The sequence below is a fragment of the Nocardia araoensis NBRC 100135 genome (genome assembly GCF_000308435.1).
Classification (GTDB): domain Bacteria; phylum Actinomycetota; class Actinomycetes; order Mycobacteriales; family Mycobacteriaceae; genus Nocardia; species Nocardia araoensis.
Map to the genome: position 1 here is coordinate 88,774 of NZ_BAFR01000071.1, position 17,447 is coordinate 106,220.

Annotated in this window: 19 protein-coding genes; 15 read left to right on the forward strand and 4 right to left on the reverse strand. The window is 70.1% G+C overall.

Going from position 1 to position 17,447, the window contains the following annotated elements; all coding sequences use genetic code 11:
• Positions 1–94 precede the first annotated feature (94 nt).
• Together ON21_RS09875 and ON21_RS09880 are read right to left on the reverse strand one after the other, a co-directional pair.
• Positions 95–436, reverse strand: coding sequence for a DUF1844 domain-containing protein (locus tag ON21_RS09875; RefSeq protein ID WP_039797319.1), 342 nt, complete (start codon positions 434–436; stop codon positions 95–97).
• Between the two features lie 4 nt (positions 437–440).
• A complete protein-coding gene (locus tag ON21_RS09880) occupies positions 441–968 on the reverse strand; it encodes a DinB family protein (protein WP_039797320.1) in 528 nt (175 codons plus the stop codon).
• Between the two features lie 336 nt (positions 969–1,304).
• On the opposite strand from ON21_RS09880, the gene infC reads away from it, so the two are divergent.
• From infC to ON21_RS09900, 4 genes are all read left to right on the forward strand, one after another.
• The gene (infC, locus tag ON21_RS09885; protein WP_083880513.1) at positions 1,305–1,970 is read left to right on the forward strand and encodes a translation initiation factor IF-3; all 666 of its coding nucleotides are present in this window, start codon (positions 1,305–1,307) and stop codon (positions 1,968–1,970) included.
• 57 nt (positions 1,971–2,027) lie between these two features.
• Positions 2,028–2,222, forward strand: coding sequence for a 50S ribosomal protein L35 (rpmI, locus tag ON21_RS09890; protein ID WP_039797322.1), 195 nt, complete (start codon positions 2,028–2,030; stop codon positions 2,220–2,222).
• 110 nt (positions 2,223–2,332) lie between these two features.
• Entirely contained in the window at positions 2,333–2,713 is a 381-nt protein-coding gene (gene rplT / locus ON21_RS09895) for a 50S ribosomal protein L20 (RefSeq protein ID WP_039797323.1), read from the forward strand.
• 40 nt (positions 2,714–2,753) lie between these two features.
• Positions 2,754–3,581, forward strand: coding sequence for a TrmH family RNA methyltransferase (locus ON21_RS09900; protein WP_039797324.1), 828 nt, complete (start codon positions 2,754–2,756; stop codon positions 3,579–3,581).
• Here ON21_RS09900 and ON21_RS09905 read toward each other — a convergent pair.
• Complete coding sequence (locus ON21_RS09905; RefSeq protein WP_245562526.1) at positions 3,562–4,134, reverse strand: TetR/AcrR family transcriptional regulator; 573 nt, start codon at positions 4,132–4,134, stop codon at positions 3,562–3,564. The two genes, ON21_RS09900 and ON21_RS09905, sit on opposite strands and share 20 nt — an antisense overlap.
• A gap of 103 nt (positions 4,135–4,237) precedes the next feature.
• On the opposite strand from ON21_RS09905, the gene ON21_RS09910 reads away from it, so the two are divergent.
• The 6 genes from ON21_RS09910 (at position 4,238) to ON21_RS09935 (ending at position 12,213) form a co-directional block, all read left to right on the forward strand.
• A complete protein-coding gene (locus tag ON21_RS09910) occupies positions 4,238–5,665 on the forward strand; it encodes an MFS transporter (RefSeq protein ID WP_039797326.1) in 1,428 nt (475 codons plus the stop codon).
• A gap of 336 nt (positions 5,666–6,001) precedes the next feature.
• A complete protein-coding gene (gene pheS, locus ON21_RS09915; protein WP_051020604.1) occupies positions 6,002–7,063 on the forward strand; it encodes a phenylalanine--tRNA ligase subunit alpha in 1,062 nt (353 codons plus the stop codon).
• Between the two features lie 33 nt (positions 7,064–7,096).
• A complete protein-coding gene (pheT, locus tag ON21_RS09920) occupies positions 7,097–9,604 on the forward strand; it encodes a phenylalanine--tRNA ligase subunit beta (protein WP_039797327.1) in 2,508 nt (835 codons plus the stop codon).
• Between the two features lie 212 nt (positions 9,605–9,816).
• The gene (locus tag ON21_RS09925) at positions 9,817–10,584 is read left to right on the forward strand and encodes an alpha/beta hydrolase (protein ID WP_039797328.1); all 768 of its coding nucleotides are present in this window, start codon (positions 9,817–9,819) and stop codon (positions 10,582–10,584) included.
• 38 nt (positions 10,585–10,622) lie between these two features.
• Positions 10,623–11,147 (forward strand): PspA/IM30 family protein, encoded by a 525-nt coding sequence (locus ON21_RS39425; RefSeq protein WP_039797329.1) that lies wholly within the window; start codon positions 10,623–10,625, stop codon positions 11,145–11,147.
• A gap of 43 nt (positions 11,148–11,190) precedes the next feature.
• Positions 11,191–12,213, forward strand: a complete 1,023-nt coding sequence (locus ON21_RS09935) for a hypothetical protein (RefSeq protein WP_039797330.1) — start codon at positions 11,191–11,193, stop codon at positions 12,211–12,213.
• 3 nt (positions 12,214–12,216) lie between these two features.
• Here the strand turns inward: ON21_RS09935 and ON21_RS09940 are convergent, their stop codons facing one another.
• Positions 12,217–12,717: a DUF3558 domain-containing protein gene (locus ON21_RS09940; protein ID WP_157170776.1), complete on the reverse strand. Its 501-nt coding sequence runs from the start codon at positions 12,715–12,717 to the stop codon at positions 12,217–12,219.
• 402 nt (positions 12,718–13,119) lie between these two features.
• Here ON21_RS09940 and ON21_RS09945 point away from each other — a divergent pair, with 402 nt between their 5' ends.
• The 5 genes from ON21_RS09945 (at position 13,120) to ON21_RS09965 (ending at position 17,434) form a co-directional block, all read left to right on the forward strand.
• Entirely contained in the window at positions 13,120–15,561 is a 2,442-nt protein-coding gene (locus ON21_RS09945; RefSeq protein ID WP_051020611.1) for a sensor histidine kinase, read from the forward strand.
• Complete coding sequence (locus ON21_RS09950; RefSeq protein ID WP_039797332.1) at positions 15,558–15,986, forward strand: roadblock/LC7 domain-containing protein; 429 nt, start codon at positions 15,558–15,560, stop codon at positions 15,984–15,986. The genes ON21_RS09945 and ON21_RS09950 overlap by 4 nt, the downstream gene beginning before the upstream one ends.
• Positions 15,983–16,327 carry a DUF742 domain-containing protein gene (locus ON21_RS09955; protein WP_039797334.1) on the forward strand — a complete coding sequence of 115 codons (345 nt, stop codon included), beginning with the start codon at positions 15,983–15,985 and terminating at the stop codon, positions 16,325–16,327. The genes ON21_RS09950 and ON21_RS09955 overlap by 4 nt, the downstream gene beginning before the upstream one ends.
• A 1-nt stretch (position 16,328) precedes the next feature.
• On the forward strand, positions 16,329–16,913 hold the full coding sequence (locus tag ON21_RS09960) for a GTP-binding protein (RefSeq protein WP_039797336.1): 585 nt from the start codon (positions 16,329–16,331) through the stop codon (positions 16,911–16,913).
• Positions 16,914–17,014: 101 nt separating this feature from the next.
• On the forward strand, positions 17,015–17,434 hold the full coding sequence (locus ON21_RS09965) for a VOC family protein (protein WP_039797338.1): 420 nt from the start codon (positions 17,015–17,017) through the stop codon (positions 17,432–17,434).
• Positions 17,435–17,447: the final 13 nt, after the last annotated feature.

Here is a 17,447-nt window from a genome sequence, read left to right on the forward strand (position 1 = left end):
TGGTCATGCAACTCCACCACAGGACGGACAGTGATCCCAGCGCGGTGCGGTCCCGGGCGTCAGCCCGACCGCAGGGCTCGGGACCCGATCGAGGTCAGTAGACCGGGCCGGTGTACTTCTCGCCCGGACCCTTGCCCGGCTCGTCGGGATGCGCGGAGGACTCACGGAAGGCGCGTTGCAGCGACTGCAACCCCTCGCGTATCGGTCCCGCGTGCGGACCCAGGTACTCCACCGAGGCCGTCACGAGTCCGGCCAGCGCGGTGATCACGCGGCGCGCCTCGTCCAGGTCGCGGCGCGGGCTGGTGTCGGGGTCCTCGTCCGCCAGCCCGAGCTTCTCCGCCGCCGAGCTCATCAGCATCACGGCGGCGCGGCTGATCACCTCGACGGCGGGGATGTCGGCCAGTTCGCGTACGGAGGCGTCGAGCTCGTCAGTCATGTCTTCAGGCTAGCGACGCCGCCCGGAGCATCCGGAGGTGGCCGATCTCCGCGATGTTCTTCATCAGTTCCGCGTTCACCCAGCCCGCCAGATGCGCGATGGTCAGCCCCGCGTCGGCGGGCCACGGGTAGGCGGAGGGCCGGTCCAGATCGGCCTCGTCGAGCCCGTCGAGTACCCGCTCCCATTCGATGCGCAGTTCGCGCAGGCAGGCGACGGCCGCGGCGCCGTCACCGGGCCAGTGCACATCCTCCCGCGCGGGCGGGGTGACGCCCTCGACGTGGTCGATGGCCGTGCCCCACCACCAGCCGATGTGCCAGGTCAGCCAGCCGATCGTCGGGAGAGGAACCGGGTGGGGCTCGACGTCGGCCCAGTCCGGCCGCCATACGCCGTCGGCGTCGGGGCGTACCGTCCAGGTGGGCTCGGCGGGTTCCCAGAGGAAATCCTCCGGTGTCAGCGCGTCGAGGTGGATCCCGGCGAGTGACCAGGTCAGGTCGAACTGCCATCGCAGCAGGTCGCGGCGTGGTGTGAGCACCGGGGGAGCGTGGCACGCCGGTTGTGGCCGGGCAAGGGATTTTCGACCCGATTCGGCGATAGCCGAACGGAATGTTAGACTTTCCGCTGACGACCGCCCCGGGACCATCCGGGGCTGATAAGTGGAGCCCGACTCCCACCGTTGCCGACGAGTCATCGTACGGTCCAGCGGTCCGGTCACCTGCCCCGCGAGGGTGGGTTTCTCGTGCCGAGGTTCTCGTGGAGAACCTCGCGCGAGGGTCGACGCGAGTTCGCTCGCGGTCGGCGATCGGTCGACATCGGGCCCCGTGCGCGGAATACCGCACCGGGGCCTTCGTGTTGAACAGGGGTTGCAGTTATTGCGCGCGGTCGTCTGACGACACCGCTTGACCTAGGAGGCCCCATCAGCACTGAGACCCGCATCAACGATCGCATCCGTGTTCCCGAGGTCCGGCTCATCGGACCTGGCGGCGAGCAGGTTGGGATCGTGCGTGTTGAAGATGCACTACGCGTCGCCCTCGAAGCCGACCTCGATCTGGTCGAGGTGGCACCGGATGCCCGTCCGCCGGTCTGCAAGATCATGGACTACGGCAAGTTCAAGTACGAGACGGCGCAGAAGGCGCGCGAGTCTCGGAAGAACCAGCAGCAGACGGTGATCAAGGAGCAGAAGCTCCGCCCGAAGATCGACGACCACGATTACGAGACCAAGAAGCGCAACGTCGTGCGCTTCCTCGAGGCCGGGTCCAAGGTCAAGGTGACGATCATGTTCCGCGGACGCGAGCAGTCCCGTCCCGAACTCGGTTTCCGGCTGCTGCAGCGGCTGGCGTCCGACGTCGCCGATCTCGGTTTCGTGGAAACCTCGGCCAAGCAGGACGGTCGCAACATGACCATGGTCCTCGCCCCGCACAAGGGCGCGAAGACCCGGGTGAAGGCGCAGCAGGAGTCGGCCCCGCGCCCGGCGCCCAGCGCCGCCCCGGCCGGTCAGCCCACCGCGGAGCAGGCCGAGACGGCCGGCCCGCAGTAACACCGATCAGAACACCGGCGGTCCGCCCCGACCGCCGGGCGACAGATAGAGGAATCCATGCCGAAGATGAAGACGCACAGCGGCGCCTCGAAGCGATTCAAGGTGTCCGGCAAAGGCAAGCTGCTGCGCCAGCAGGCGAACCGTCGCCACCTGTTCGAGCACAAGCCCTCCCGCCGGACTCGTCGTCTGGACGGCGTGGAAGTCGTCGCCTCCGCCGACGTCCGTCGCGTGAAGAAGCTGCTCGGTCTCTGATCGCGCCCCCGCGCAGACCGGCACGCACCCGCGACCGGAGTACCTCCGTCGCCACCCCCGACCCAATTCCGGGCGCCGCCCCGCGCCCCCAGATCGAACAGGACTGACCAGTGGCACGCGTCAAAAGGGCCGTCAACGCTCAGAAGAAGCGCCGTTCCATCCTCGAGGCCTCCAAGGGCTACCGCGGCCAGCGCTCGCGGCTGTACCGCAAGGCCAAGGAGCAGCAGCTGCACTCGCTCACCTACGCCTACCGGGACCGCCGGGCGCGTAAGGGCGACTTCCGCAAGCTGTGGATCGCGCGCATCAACGCCGCCGCGCGGATCAACGACATCACCTACAACCGCTTCATCCAGGGCCTGAAGGCCGCCGGTGTGGAGGTGGACCGCAAGATCCTCGCCGAGCTCGCGGTATCGGACGCCGAGGCGTTCGCCGGTCTCGTCGCGGTCGCCAAGGCCGCCCTGCCGCAGGACGTCAACGCGCCGGCCGCCTGAGCCGCGTTCGTTGACTCCCGGACGACTTTCGGAACGACCCGTGGAAGCGCTCAGTGAGCGCAATCCACGGGTCGTTTCCGCTGTCAAGCTGCAGCGCGGAGCGCAGCGCCGCAAAGCGGGCCGTTTCCTCGCCGAGGGCGCCAACGCCGTCGGCGCGGCTCTGGAGACCGCGCGCGTCCACGAGCTGTTCTACTCGCAGGCAGCCGCCGAGCGTGATCACGCGCTGATCGCGGGCGCGGGCGCGGCGGGGGTCCGCACCACGCTGGTCAGCGACCGAGCGGCCCAGCATCTCGCGGAAACCGTCACGGCGCCGGGCTTGGTGGCGGTCTGCGATCTGCTCGACGTGCCCCTGACCCGGATCCTCGACGCCGGACCCCGGATGCTCGCGGTGCCGGTCGAGATGGCCGAGCCGGGGAACGCGGGCACGGTCATCCGAGTCGCCGATGCCGTCGGCGTAGACGGCGTGGTGCTGGCCGGTGACACGGTCGACCCGCACAACGGCAAGTGCGTGCGAGCCAGCGCGGGCAGCATCTTCCACGTGCCGATCGCCCGCCATCGCGATGTCGCCGAGACGCTGGATTCGATCGCCGCGGCGGGCATCACGATCCTCGCGACCGCGGCGAATGGCGAGATCGACCTCGACGACGCCGACGACCTGTTCACCGGGCCGGTGGCCTGGCTGTTCGGCAACGAGGCGCACGGCCTCGACCCGGCCGTCGCGCGTCGCGCCGACCACCGCATCCGCATTCCCATTCGCGGCCGGGCCGAGAGCCTGAACCTGGCGACGGCCGCCGCGATCTGTCTCTACGCAAACTCGCGCGTGCGGTATCGAAGTGAACCCGTGGCCGTCAGTCGCCCTGAGTGCTGAGGTTTTCCAGGATCTCCGTCGCCCATGTCGCGGGTACCGCGTCCGGGCCCGCCACCCGCATCGCGCTCATGACGGTGAGCAGCATTCCGGTGGAGAGGAAGCGGCGCGCCTCGGTTTCCGGCGCTCCGGTCAGGTCGCGGATCAGGTCGTAGATGCCGCCGAATCGGGCCCGGACCTGGTCGCCGATCTCCGGGTCCGCGCTGGCCGCGAAGCCGTGTAGCAGGAGTTGAAGCAATTCGCGTTCGGCGAGGAAGACCGAATAGCCGGTGGCGAGGGCGGCGAGGGCTTCGTCGGGGGCCGCCTCGGGCGATGCCTCGGCGCGCGCGGCGCGGAAGATTTCTTCGATCCGGTCGCAGACGCGGTGCTGGGCGGCGCGGAACAGGTTCTGTTTGGTGCCGAACAGCCGGATCACGTATGGCTGTGATACGCCCGCTCGCCGGGCGATCTCGTCGGTCCTGGTAGCGGCGTAACCGCATTCGGCGAACGCGGAGACCGCCGCGCGCAGCACCTGTTCGCCTCGTTCGGAGGCCGTCATCCTGGTTCTGGGTGCCATTGTTCTCCGTTGCTGCTGGTACGGGCCTTGCTCTTGACATGTTATCAGTCGATGCATACCGTTTCGGACAGTAGTTATCAGTCGATTACAACAAGGACTGGACATGACCGAGACCCTCCCATCCGCCAAGGCGCCCGTCGCCGCGCTCGAGGCGACGATCGGCGGTCGCAGGCTCGCGGCCGTACTCGCCGCGGTCGGTATCCCGATGTTCATGGTCACGCTGGACAACCTGGTCGTGACGAACGCGCTGCCGGTGATCCGCACCGAGCTGGGCGCCTCGCTGGCCGACCTCCAATGGTTCGTCAACGCCTACACACTGTCGTTCGCCTCACTGCTGCTCACCGCGTCCGCCCTGGGGGACCGGCTCGGCAGGCGTCGGATCTTCCTGCTCGGCATCGCGGTGTTCACGCTGGCGTCCGCGGCATGCGCACTGGCGACCGGCCCCGGGATGCTCATCGCGGCACGGGCGGTGCAGGGATTCGGCGCGGCGGGGGTGATGCCGCTGTCGCTGACATTGTTGTCGGCGGCGGTGCCGGAGAGGATGCGCAGCGCCGCCATCGGCATCTGGGGCGGGATCGCAGGCCTCGGCGTCGCGCTGGGGCCGCTCATCGGCGGCGCGGTCGTCGAGGGACTGAGCTGGCAGTGGATCTTCTGGGTGAACGTGCCGATCGGACTGGTCGTGCTGCCGTTCGCGCTGCGGGTACTGGCGGAGTCGCACGGCGGCAGCAGACGAGTCGACCTGCTGGGACTGCTGCTGTCGGCGGGCGGTGTGCTGGCGGTGGTGTGGGGCGTCATCCACGGCGCCGAGGATGGCTGGACGTCTCGCGGCGTGCTGTCCGCCCTGGTCGGCGGCGCATTGCTGCTCGGCTGCCTGATCGTCTGGGAGCTGCGCACACCGGAGCCGATGCTGCCGCTGCGCTTGTTCCGCTCCCGTGCGTTCCGGGTGAGCAACGCGACCGGCTTCACCTTCTCGATGGGCGTCTTCGGCTCGATCTTCCTGCTGGCCCAGTATTTCCAGGTCGTGCAGGGCTACGGACCGCTGCAATCCGGCATCCGCACCATGCCGTGGACGATGGCGCCGATGGTCGTCGCTCCGCTGGCGGGTTTGATCGTCGACAAGGTCGGCGCACGTGCGCTGCTCACCACCGGGCAGGCTTCGCTTGCCGTCGCGCTGGGCTGGATGGCGTCGGTCACCTCCGTCGACGCGAGCTACTTGTCGTTCGTCGGGCCGTTCCTGCTCGGCGGGATCGGGATGGGCCTGACCTTCGCGCCGGGCGCCACCGTGGTGATGGCCGCAGCGGCGGAGGAGGACCGCGCGATGGCGTCGGGGACCAACAACACCCTGCGGGAAGTCGGTGTCGCCATGGGCGTCGCGGTGCTGGCGTCGGTGTTCGCCGCGCAGGGCTCGTATCTGGATCCGCAGAGCTACGTCGACGGACTGGTGCCCGCGGTGTGGGTCGGCGCCGCGATCGTCGCGGTCGGCGCGCTGGTATCGCGGTTGCTGCCCGCCCGCATCACCGCCGCGCGCTGACCGCTGAACTGTCGCGGAACGTCCGGTCACCGGCTACCGCCCTGGGCCGGACGTTCCGCGACAGCCGCCGGAACCGCTTTCTCCTGACCCGTCACCGCCTGCGAGGTGGTGACGGTCCGCGCGTTCGGGGCGGGTAACGGTGTGAGACAGCGCTCCCTATCCGGACCTGGCACATCCGAGCGCGTGGCAGCGGGGCTACCACACGGCTCGCGCGGCGCGGCGGGTAATCCGCGTGATTCCGCGATCGCCCATCGAATACGATTGCGACCAGCAGCAATGCGGGCAGGCGAGCAGCGGTGCCCGCGGAATTGATCCCCAGGCGAGAGACGGAGCATCGTGGCCGACGACATCGACGCAGGCGAGCAGAACGCAGCGCTGACCGAGGAGGCACTGGCCGCGGCCGCGGCGGCCGCCGAGAAGGCGTTCGCCGCTGCCGCCGACCTGGATGCGCTCGCGGTCGCGAAAACCGAGCACCTCGGCGGCAAGGCGCCGCTGGCGCTGGCGCAACGCGCGCTGGGCAGCCTGCCCAAGTCGGAGAAGGCCGACGCGGGCAAACGGGTCAACGTCGCCAGGTCCAGGGTGTCGGAGGCGTTCGAATCCCGCCGCGCCACGTTGCTGGCCGAGCGCGACGCCGCCGTGCTGGTCGCCGAGACCATCGACGTGACGCTGCCGGCGCGTCGCGAGGCCGTCGGCGCGCGGCATCCGATCACCGCCATCTCCGAGCAGATCGCCGACGTGTTCGTCGCGATGGGCTGGGAGGTCGCCGAAGGTCCCGAGGTGGAGACCGAGCACTTCAACTTCGACGCGCTGAACTTCCTGCCCGACCATCCGGCCCGCACCATGCAGGACACCTTCCACATCGCGCCGGAGGGCTCGCGCCAGGTGCTGCGCACGCACACCTCGCCGGTGCAGGTGCGCTCGATGCTGGAACGCGAGCTGCCGATCTATGTGGTCTGCCCGGGGCGCACCTTCCGCACCGACGAGCTGGACGCCACGCACACGCCGGTGTTCTCCCAGGTCGAGGGCCTGGCGGTGGACAAGGGCCTGACCATGGCGCATCTGCGCGGCACGTTGGACGCGTTCGCCCGTGCGTTGTTCGGGCCGCAGACCCGCACCCGCATGCGCCCCAACTACTTCCCGTTCACCGAGCCATCCGCCGAGGTCGACGTGTGGTTCCCGGACAAGAAGGGCGGTGCGGGCTGGGTCGAGTGGGGCGGCTGCGGCATGGTGAACCCGAAGGTGCTGATCGCCAGCGGGATCGATCCCGAGGTGTACAGCGGGTTCGCGTTCGGCATGGGCTTGGAGCGCACGCTGCAGTTCCGCAACGGCATCCCGGACATGCGCGACATCGTCGAGGGCGACGTGCGTTTCACGCTGCCCTTCGGTATCCGGTCCTGACCCCACCCTTCGATCGAGAGAGCGAAACGTCAAGTGCGAGTAGCGCAGTCCTGGCTGACCGACATCATCCAGCGCACCAACCCGGGGTGGTCGGTGACGCCGGAGGAGCTCGACGCGGGATTCGTCCGGGTCGGGCTGGAAGTCGAGGAGCTCGACAAGCTCGAGCGGATCGCGGGTCCGCAGGAGGGCTCCGGGCCGCTGGTGGTCGGCCGCGTCGCCGAGATCACCGAACTGACCGAGTTCAAGAAGCCGATCCGCTTCTGCAAGGTGGACGTCGGCAAGCCCGAGTTGCAGGAGATCATCTGCGGCGCGCGGAATTTCCAGGTCGGTGACCTGGTGGTCGTGGTGCTGCCCGGCGGTGTGCTGCCCGGCGGGTTCGAGATCACCTCGCGCAAGACCTACGGGCACGTCTCCAACGGGATGATCTGCTCGGTCGCCGAACTCGGTATCGGCAAGGACCATTCCGGCATCCTGGTGCTGGAACCGGGCACCGCCGAGCCGGGCGCCGACGCCAACGCGCTGCTCGGTTTGGACGACACCGTCGTCGAGCTGAACATCACCCCCGACCGCGGTTACTGCTTCTCGGTGCGCGGCCTGGCGCGTGAGCTGGCCTGCGGTTTCGATCTCGAGTACGCCGACCCGGCGGTGCGCACCCTGCCCGATCACGAGCAGGAAGCCTGGTCGATCCGGGTGGAGCCGGACTCTCGGTGCACCCGCTTCGCGGCACGGCGGGTCACCGGCGTCGACCCGAAGGCGGTCAGCCCCTGGTGGTTGCAGCGCAGGCTGCTGCTGTCGGGTGTGCGTCCGATCTCGCCCGCGGTGGACGTCACCAACTACGTGATGCTGGAGCTCGGGCAGCCGCTACACGCCTTCGACGCGAACAAGGTGTCGGGCGGCCTGGTGGTCCGTCCCGCGCGCAAGGGCGAGAAGTTGCGCACCTTGGACGACGTGGAGCGCGCGCTCGACACCGAGGACGTGGTGATCGCCGATGATTCCGGCGTCATCTCGCTGGCCGGTGTGATGGGCGGGGCGAGCACCGAGGTCGGCGCGGACAGCACCGACATCCTGCTCGAGGCGGCCACCTGGAATCCGCTGCTGATCTACCGGACCGCGCGCAGGCACAAGCTGGTGTCCGAGGCGGGTAAGCGGTACGAGCGGGTCGTCGATCCCGAGATCAACGTGGCCGCGCTCGATCGGGCTGCCACGCTGCTCGCCGAGATCACCGGTGGCACCATCGAACCGGTGCTGACCGACGTCCGGGCCCCGGTCCCGGCGCCAGAGCCGATCCGGATGGACATCGACCTGGCCGACCGCGTCGCGGGCGTCACGTACCCGACCGGCACCTCGGCGCGCCGTCTGGCCCAGATCGGCTGCACGGTCGAGGTCGGCGTCAGCGAGGCCGGACACGGTCAGCTGGTGGTGACCCCGCCGAGCTGGCGGCCCGATCTGGCCCAGCCCGCCGACCTGGTGGAGGAGGTGCTGCGGCTGGAGGGTCTGGAGCAGATCCCGTCCGTGCTGCCCGCCGCACCGGCCGGACGTGGGCTCACGCCGACCCAGCGCCGTCGCCGCGCCGTCAGCCGCGCGCTGGCGTTCGCCGGCGCCGTGGAGGTGCCGCCGCCGGTGTTCCTGCCCGCCGACGTGTTCGACACCTGGGGCCTGGACGCCGACGACCCGCGCCGCGCGACCACGAAGGTGCTGAATCCGCTCGACGTGGAGCGCGCCGAGCTGGCCACCACCCTGCTGCCCGGTTTGCTCGAGGTGGCCGTCCGCAACATCTCGCGGGGCGCGCGCGACCTGGCGATCTACGGCATCGCGCAAGTCGTGCTGCCGAGCGCGAAGACCAGGGCGGTCGATCCGCTGCCGGTGGATCGCCGCCCCACCGACGACGAGATCGCCGAACTGCTGGACTCGCTGCCCGACCAGCCGGTGCACGTGGCCGCCGTCCTGACCGGCCGCCGCGAGCCGCGTGGGCCGTGGGGGCCGGGCCGTCCGGCCGAGGCCGCCGACGCGTTCGCCCTCGCCGACGTTGTCGGTGACGCGGCCGGCGTGACCATCGAGCGCCGTCCGGCGGCCCACTTGCCCTGGCACCCCGGTCGCTGCGCCGAACTGGTGGTCGACGGAACGGTCGTCGGCTACGCGGGTGAGCTGCATCCCGCCGTGCTGGAACGTTCCGGTCTGCCGCCGCGCACCTGCGCCGTCGAGCTCGACTTGGACGCGCTGCCGCTGCGGGAAGCCCGGCCGGTTCCGACGGTGTCACCGTTCCCCGCAGTGCTCCAGGACGTCTCGGTGAGCGTCGAAAAGACGGTTCCGGCGGCCTCAGTGGAGTCCGCTCTGCGCACCGGCGGCGGCGAGTTGCTGGAGGACATCGCGCTGTTCGATGTGTACGAGGGCGCTCAGGCGGGTGAGGGACGCAAGTCGCTCACCTACGCCCTGCGCTTCCGGGCCACCGACCGGACACTCACCGAAGACGAGGCCAGTGCGGCGCGCGACGCGGCCGTCGCGGCGGCGGCCGACGCCGTCGGCGCGGTGCTGCGCGGCTGACGTCGAGGTCCGCGGCGAACGAGACCGTGCGGCCGGAGGGGCGCACGGTCTCGTCGTGCGAAAGCTCGCGGCGGTCCGGCCCGGCCGCCTACGCTGCGGCGGTCGGTGACCGGCGTCTGTACCGGCCCTGCGGCGGTGGGTCGTAGCCTCGAGCGCCGGTGTCGCGGACCCGCCCGACCCGGCCTTGCCTGTCCAGGAGTAAGAACGTGGGCATGCGACACCCGGCCCGTCCGATCCTCAACGCGCTGACCTACCTGCCGGAGCGGACGGTGCTGCAAACTCCGGCGGTGCTCGGCATGGAATACACCGAACTGTTCCTGCCCACCTCGGACGGGGAGACGGTGCACGCGTGGTGGATGCCCGCCCGCGATTCGATAGGGCACATCCTGTTCGCGCACGGGAACGCGGGCAATCTCGGCGACCGGGTGCCGATCTTCGCGTTGCTCACCGAGGCCGGTTTCGACGTGCTTGCCTTCGACTACCGCGGCTACGGGCGCAGCACCGGGAAGCCGACCGAGCACGGCACCTATCTGGACGCACGCGCCGCGCGCCGGGCGCTGCTGGCACAGCCCGGCGTCGATCCGAACCGCGTGCTGTACCTGGGTAAGTCCCTCGGCGGCGGTGTCGTGCTCGAGCTCGCGCAGGACCACCCGCCGGCCGGGGTGATGCTGATGTCCACCTTCAGCGGCCTGCGCGACGCGGCTCGCTCGATATATCCGTTCCTGCCCGCGCCACTGGTGCCGAACGCCTACCCCAGTGAACGCCGCATTCGCGCGCTGCGCGCCCCGGTCCTGATCATGCACGGCGACCAGGACGAACTGCTGCCGCTGCGGCACGCGCAACGGCTCTACGCCGCGGCGCCGGAGCCCAAACGGCTCGTCGTCTTCCCCGGGGCCGGGCACAACGACCTGATCGTCGTCGGCGGCTCGGCCTGGTCCGACCTGGTGAGGGACTGGGCGGGTGCGCGCGTGCGGTCGTGAACGCCTTCGGTGTGGTCGAGCGTGCGTAGCCTGGCGGTATGAGCGACAACAGCGATATGGCGAGCCGGTTGGCCGAGCTGTCCGACGCCGAGCTGGCAGGCGTGCTGCTGGCCGCCACGGCGGGGCGTCCCGGTTTCGCGGCGGTCCACGCGGCGTTGGTCGGGCTGTTGGAAACCGGTGATACGACCGTGTCCGGGAATGTGACTCCTGACACCGCGCCCGGCGGCCCTGTCCTCCCACCGGGGGTGCCGGACGTGTCGGGCCAGGTCGGCGGCAGTTCCGCGGTACCGGCGGTACCGGTACCGCCGCAGGGTATGCCGGAGCCCGCCGCGAGTGGCGGATATTCGGCCTCCGGCGTTCCTACTTTCGAGTCAGTACGCGATAAGGTCGAGCATCGTTACGGCACCGCGCAGGGGATGGGCGAACTCGATCGGCAGACTCCGGCGGGCCGCAGCGTGGACGAACAATGGCAGGCACGTGAGCAGGCCGCGCGTGAGCGCCTGGACCGGATCCGGAAATCGTTGCACGACAACGACAACGACAGCGACCCGCGCCAGCCGTGAGCCGCGCCGGGCGCGCCGGACGAGCTGTGATGGGTGGAATTCGATGAGCGAGCCGCGTGAGATCGCCGAACGGCTACTGGACGCCCAGGTGGCATTCCTGCTCGCCGAGGTGACCGGCGAGCGTTTCGCTGAGGTGGTCGCCCGCGACACCGAGGCGGTGCTCGCAGTCGCCGACACGCTCGTCTTCCGGGACGTGGTCGAGATCGACCAGGCCAAGCAGACGGTCCGCACGGTGGTCGAACTGATCGGCGGCAGTCCGGTTTTCGCCGACATGGTCGGGGTGTTCGCCGACTCCATCTACGACCACATCGCCGCCAACCACGACTACAAGCTCGGCGATGTGGTCGAGCGCGAGCCGGTGGAGGCGCTGCTGGAGAAGATCTTCGGCATGCACCAGGCACAGGAGCGCATCCTGGACCGGCTCACCGAGAGCCCGCTGGTGGCCACCGTCGCGTCGAAGTTCGTGGACAAGCTGATCAACGACTTCATGCAGGCCAACCGGGAGCGCGCGGAGAAGATCCCGGGCGTGTCCTCGCTGATGTCGCTGGGCCAGTCCGCGGCCAATCGCGCCAAGAAGGTCGCCGACGGCACCTTCGTCGGCGACCTGGCGGGCAAGGGAGCCCTGTTCGCGCTCAAGCGCACCAACAACGCCATCCGCGAGATGCTGCGCGACGCTCCGGTGCACGCCGCCGCGATGGAGTTCTGGGATCTGCACGCCGACGAGCCGGTCAGCGGTCTGCGCGAGTACCTCAGCCAGAAGGACCTCAACGAGTTGGTGCTGCTGTGCTACGAGATCGCCGTCACCACCCGCGAGAAGGAGTACTTCGGCCTGCTGCTGGACGAGTGCGTGGAGGTGTTCTTCACCAAGTACGGCGATTTCACCCTGGCGGCCATGCTGCCCGAACTCGGCCTGACCGGTGACGACATCGTCGAGGAGATCCTCCGGTACGGGCCCGCGGTCATCGAGGGCGCGAAGCGTGAAGGCGTTCTCGCCGGATTGATCCGCGAGCGCCTCGCCCCCTTCTACGCCTCGGACGAGGTGCTCGGCATCCTGGGCGGTAGCTGACCGCTACTTCGGCAGCGCCGGGACGATCGCTTCGCCGATGGTGGCGAGGCGGTCGCATGGGTTCTGGCCGGCCGTCTTGTTGACCAGGGTCAGTTGCAGCAGTCCCTGCCGGGCGGGGAAGAGCACGTCGCACATCTGATCTTTGGCGGCGTCGTCGACGCGGAACTGGCGTCCGGGGCGTCCGGCGACGGTGACGTCCTGGAAGTCGACATTGCCCGGCTTCCGCTCGAACTCGGCCACCGACATGCCGTTGGAGAACACGCCGAGGGTGAAGTCGGCGCCCTTCCAGCCGCAGATCTCCCAGCCGGGCTGCTTCACCCCGCCGACGCCGACCTGCTTGCTGGCCGGGTCGAGTCCGGCGCTCGTCAGCGCGGTGTCGGGGATGCCGGTGCAGGGATCGAACAGTGCGGTGGTCGCGCCCGCCGCCTGCGTGGTGGTCGTCGCCGGTGATCCGCCGGACTCGTCGCCGCAGGCAGCCGATCCGAGCACAAGTGCGATTGCCAAGGGAACCAACGTGATTCGGTGCGCCATCCAGCCCTCTTGCCTACGGGTGTGTCGCGCCGGACTGTATCAGAGTCGAGTCGGCAGGTTTCGCGGCGGGCGAAGGCGGGTATGAGGCAACGAGATTCGGCCTCCGCGTGCGTCCCTGCGGATGCCGGTTTTGTCGTGCTCGTAACTCTTCGTTGCCAGTGTGTTTAGAAGTCCGCACAGTGTCCGTTTTGTCCGCTTTTCGCGTTGACGGCGGGTGCGGCCTGTGACAGTTTGCCCTTGATTTCCGGGTGCTCGCTGTGGAGCGGGCGCGGCGGCTGATCGGAGGAGCAGAGGGTGGTGCGGTCACCTGGACGACCGGAGAATTCCGGCGGCACACCGGTTCTCCCGCTTCGCACTTCCGATGATGAACGCCAGGTGTCCGGCAGCGGAATTGTGCGCCCGCGCACCATTCGCGGGCAGCTGTCCCGCATCCTCGTGGTCTCGCTCGTTCTGGTGCTCGCGCTGTTGGGCGCGATGGTGGCGCGCGAGGTCGACGCGTACCGGAAGAGCCGGGACACGGCGGCCGCGGTGGCGCTGGCGCTGGCGGTGCAGGACCTGGTGCACGAGACCCAGCGCGAGCGCGGCCTGACCAATGGCCTGCTCGGCGGCGACCAGCGCTTGCGGCAACCGGTCGACGACCAGCGCGGCACGGTCGACCGCGCCTTGCGCGCTCTGCGGCAGGCGGTGGCGGACGGCCCGCCGGGCGCGGAGCGGGTGCGGGAGGCCGCCGGGTCGCTCACCGATCTGGACGCGACGCGCTCCAGGATCGACGAGCGGCGTACCTCCCGGCAGGCGGCGTTCCAGTACTACACCGACGCCATCGACGCGCTGAACCACCTGTCCCTCGGTCTCGACCAGGCCGCCGACCCGGTGGTCCGGCACGGGCTGCAAGCGCTGTACGCGCTGGGTGAGGCGAAGGAGCAGACGGCTCGCGAGCGCGGCTTCCTGAACGGCGTCTTCGCCGCGGACGCCTTCGGGCCGGGCGAGTACGTGCAGTTCCTCGACATCCGGGCGGCCAAGCTGGCCGGTCTGGCGGCGTTCGCCCGCGACGCGACCGCGGCACAGCAGGCACGCCTGGACGCCGTGCTGGACGGCGCGGACGCGGTCGTGGCTACGGAAGCGGAGAACATCGCGATCGCCTCCAGCGGCGGACCGCTGGCGCGCCCGGTCGATTCGATCGCCTGGTGGGCCCGGATGACCGCGGTCATCGACGAGCAGCGCACCGTGCAGCAGACGGTCGGCGCGGACGTGCGGCAGCGCGCGGAAGTCCTGCGGCGCAACGCCGCTGTGATCCTCGGCGCGTTCGTCCTCGCCGCCCTCGCGGCCATCGCGCTGGAGGTGGCGCTGGTCGTCGCCGCGGTGCGCGCGATCGTCCGGCCGCTGGCGGCGCTGGCCGAGGACGCCGACGACGTAGCCGGTCGGCGGCTGCCCGAGGTGATCTCGGCCTGGCGCACCGGCGACGACACCCGCCCGCCGGATCCGCCCGCCCCGGTGCGGGAGCCGCCGGGCGCGAGCGTCGAGATCGCCGCCGTGGCCCGCGCGCTGGACCGGGTGCAGTCCACCGCGTTCGACCTCGCGTCGGAGCAAGCGCTGGTGCGCCGCAACACCACCGAATCGATGGTCAGCCTGGCCCGCCGCAACCAGAACCTCGTGCGCCGCCAGCTCGGGCTGATCAGCGAATTCGAGCGCGAGGAACTCGATCCCAAGGCGCTGTCGAACCTGTTCGAGCTCGACCATCTCGCCACCAGGATGCGTCGCAACGCCGAGAGCCTGCTGGTGCTGGTCGGCGAGGCGAGCCCGCGCCGCTGGGCGGAACCGATACCGCTGAGCGACGTGATCCGCGCCGGCCTGTCCGAGGTCGACGACTATCGCAGGGTGGTGCTGCGCCGGATGGACGACGCGCTGGTCGCCGGTGCAGCCGCCAGCGAGCTGGCGCACATGCTCGCCGAGCTGATCGAGAACGGCCTGGCGTTCTCCCCGCCGGATCTCGAGGTGGAGATCTACGGGCGCGCCGGGCCGAACGGGTACCTGCTCGCGGTGGTCGACCACGGCGTCGGCATGCCCGCAGACCAATTGGCCCAGGCCAACGCGCGACTGCGCGGCGAACAGGACTTCGTCGTCGCGCCGACCCGCCATCTCGGCCACTACGTGGTCGGCAGGCTCGCCGAGCGGCTCGGTATCGGCGTTGAACTCAGTGTCTCGCCGGTGAGCGGCATCGTCGCGCGTCTGACCCTGCCGCCCGGCATGGTCGAGACCGAGCCGGAACCGCGCGCCGACCTCGCCGAGCCCTCGGCAAGCGCCGAGAGCGGACGGCCGACCGCATCCACCTCCCACGCTGCCACAGCGGGCGATACCGCTGGGTCCGCGATCGGTTCGCGGCCGTCTTCGACCGGCGCCGGCCGCCCACCGGCTCCTGCGATGAGCGCCGGGTCGTCGGCCTACACCCAATTCGTTTCCGCACGGACCGAGCCCGCGGCGAGCGCGGGTCGCACCGAATCGCACCGCGCACCAGGGCAATCGGTTCCGGCGCCGGGCGAACCCGCGGCGCGGCACACCAAGAACGGCTTGGTGAAACGCAACAAGAAGGCCCGTGCCGCCGCCACCGGCATGCGGCCCGATACGGCGCCCCGGCCGGAGCCCGCCCCCGCGGTCGAGCGCTCACCCGAGGAGATCCGCGGCATGCTGTCGTCCTTCCGAACGGGACATCAGCGTGGCGCCCCCGCACGGCACGCCGCCTCGCGCGACGACCGCGTCCGCGCCGCCGAGGCGGCGACCGAAATCCAGCCCGCCGCGACCATGGCAGAGGAGATCCGGTGACCACCCCCATATCGAGCACCGACCCGTACACGTTCAACTGGATGCTGGCCAACTTCGTCCGCGAGACCGACGGTGTGCGCGAGGCCGTCGCGGTGTCCTCGGACGGCCTGTTGATCGCCATGTCCGACGGACTGGACCGCGCCTCGGCCGACCGGCTCGCCGCCATGGTGTCCGGGCTGGTCGGGCTCGCCCGCAGCGCCTCGCGCAGTTACTCCTTCGACGGCCTGAAGCTGATCATGATCGAGATGCGGCGCGGGTTCCTGCTCGTCTCCGCCATGGGCGACGGCAGTTGTCTCGGCGTGATCGCCGACAGCGGGTGCGATGTCGGCCTGGTCGGCTACGAGATGGCGGTGCTGGCCGAGCGCGCGGGTGCGCTGCTGGATCCCGCGCTCATCGCCGAACTGCGCGAGTCGCTGCGCCGATGAGACACGCAACCGCCTCCGGCGACGACCGATTCGTGCGCCCCTTCGTGGTCACCGCCGGGCGCACCACGCCGCTGCTGGAGGGACTGCGCATCGAGACGTTGGTGCGGGCCGAACCCGCCGCGCTGTCCGCGCCGCTGCGCTTCGAGCAGCGCACCCTCGTGCGGTTGTGCCAGCGGCCGCACTCCATCGCCGAGATCGGCACCGCGCTGGGCGTCCCGATCGGGGTCGCCAAGGTCGTGGTCAGCGACCTGGCCGCCACCGGGCACGTGACCGTGCGCTCCGCCGATCAGCTCACCGCCGCCGCCATCGAGAGGATCAGAGACCTTGTCCGGGCACTCTGACATGCGAACGCCGACCATGCCGTCCTCGGTGAAAATCGTGGTCAGCGGTGGTTTCGGCGTCGGGAAGACGACATTCATCGGAGCCATCTCCGAAATCGAGCCGTTGGTGACCGAGGCCGCGATGACCGAGATGGCCGTCGGCGTGGACGACGCGGGGCACCGCGACGACAAGACGCAGACCACCGTCGCCCTCGATTTCGGGCGCATCACCCTGGACAGCGCACTGCTGCTGTACCTGTTCGGCACGCCGGGCCAGGACCGTTTCGTCTTCCTGTGGGACGACCTGGTCGACGGTGCGCTCGGCGCGGTGATCGTGGTGGACACCGGCCGCGTCGACGACTGCTACCCGGTACTGGACTACTTCGAGGCGCGCGGCACGCCGTTCGTCGTCGCGGTGAACCGCTTCGACGGCGGCGCCCGCTTCGACCTCGGCGAGGTCAGGGAGGCGCTCGAACTCGACGACTGGATCCCGGTGCTGGAATGTGATGCCAGGCAGCGTGACTCGGTCAAGGAGGTACTGGTCGCGCTGCTCGAACAAGTCCTGTTGCACCGTGCGGATCACCTCACCGCCCGGGACGCGGGCTGAGGGCGGCACGGCCGTCGCGGTCGTCTCGCGGGAACCGATGAATTCTCCACGCGGGCGTCGTCTGTACTGTTGCCCGGCCCTGACGACGAAGGAGCAACACTATGAGCAACGGCGCGGACCTCGCCCTCACCCACATCGGCGTGCTGGTCGGTGACCAGGACAAGGCCCTCGAGTTCTATCGCGACGTGATCGGCCTGGAAGTGCGCGCGGACCTGCCGTTCGCCGGTGGGCGGTGGCTGACCGTCGGCCCGGTGAAGCAGCCGGGCATCGAGTTCATTCTGGAAACCCCCGAGATGGTGCCGGACGAGGCGGCCGGTGCGGCGGCGCGGGCCCGGCTGGCCAACGGGGCGCAGGGCACGTTGATCTTCACCACCGATGCCGTGGACGCCACGTTCGCCCGGCTGCGCGATGCCGGAGTGGAGGTGACACAAGAGCCGATCTCGCAGCCGTACGGCGTCCGGGACTGCGGGTTCCGTGACCCGTGGGGCAACCACCTGCGCTTCTCCGAACTTCCCGGCTGAGCCGGGCGCGGCC

Coding starts and splice junctions, on each gene's coding strand:
- ON21_RS39425 (WP_039797329.1), top strand. CDS start 10,623: ATGAGCGACAACAGCGATATGGCGAGCCGGTTGGCCGAGCTGTCCGAC.
- ON21_RS09965 (WP_039797338.1), top strand. CDS start 17,015: ATGAGCAACGGCGCGGACCTCGCCCTCACCCACATCGGCGTGCTGGTC.
- ON21_RS09905 (WP_245562526.1), bottom strand. CDS start 4,134: ATGGCACCCAGAACCAGGATGACGGCCTCCGAACGAGGCGAACAGGTG.
- ON21_RS09925 (WP_039797328.1), top strand. CDS start 9,817: ATGCGACACCCGGCCCGTCCGATCCTCAACGCGCTGACCTACCTGCCG.
- ON21_RS09875 (WP_039797319.1), bottom strand. CDS start 436: ATGACTGACGAGCTCGACGCCTCCGTACGCGAACTGGCCGACATCCCC.
- ON21_RS09935 (WP_039797330.1), top strand. CDS start 11,191: ATGAGCGAGCCGCGTGAGATCGCCGAACGGCTACTGGACGCCCAGGTG.
- ON21_RS09910 (WP_039797326.1), top strand. CDS start 4,238: ATGACCGAGACCCTCCCATCCGCCAAGGCGCCCGTCGCCGCGCTCGAG.
- ON21_RS09955 (WP_039797334.1), top strand. CDS start 15,983: ATGAGACACGCAACCGCCTCCGGCGACGACCGATTCGTGCGCCCCTTC.
- rpmI (WP_039797322.1), top strand. CDS start 2,028: ATGCCGAAGATGAAGACGCACAGCGGCGCCTCGAAGCGATTCAAGGTG.
- ON21_RS09960 (WP_039797336.1), top strand. CDS start 16,329: ATGCGAACGCCGACCATGCCGTCCTCGGTGAAAATCGTGGTCAGCGGT.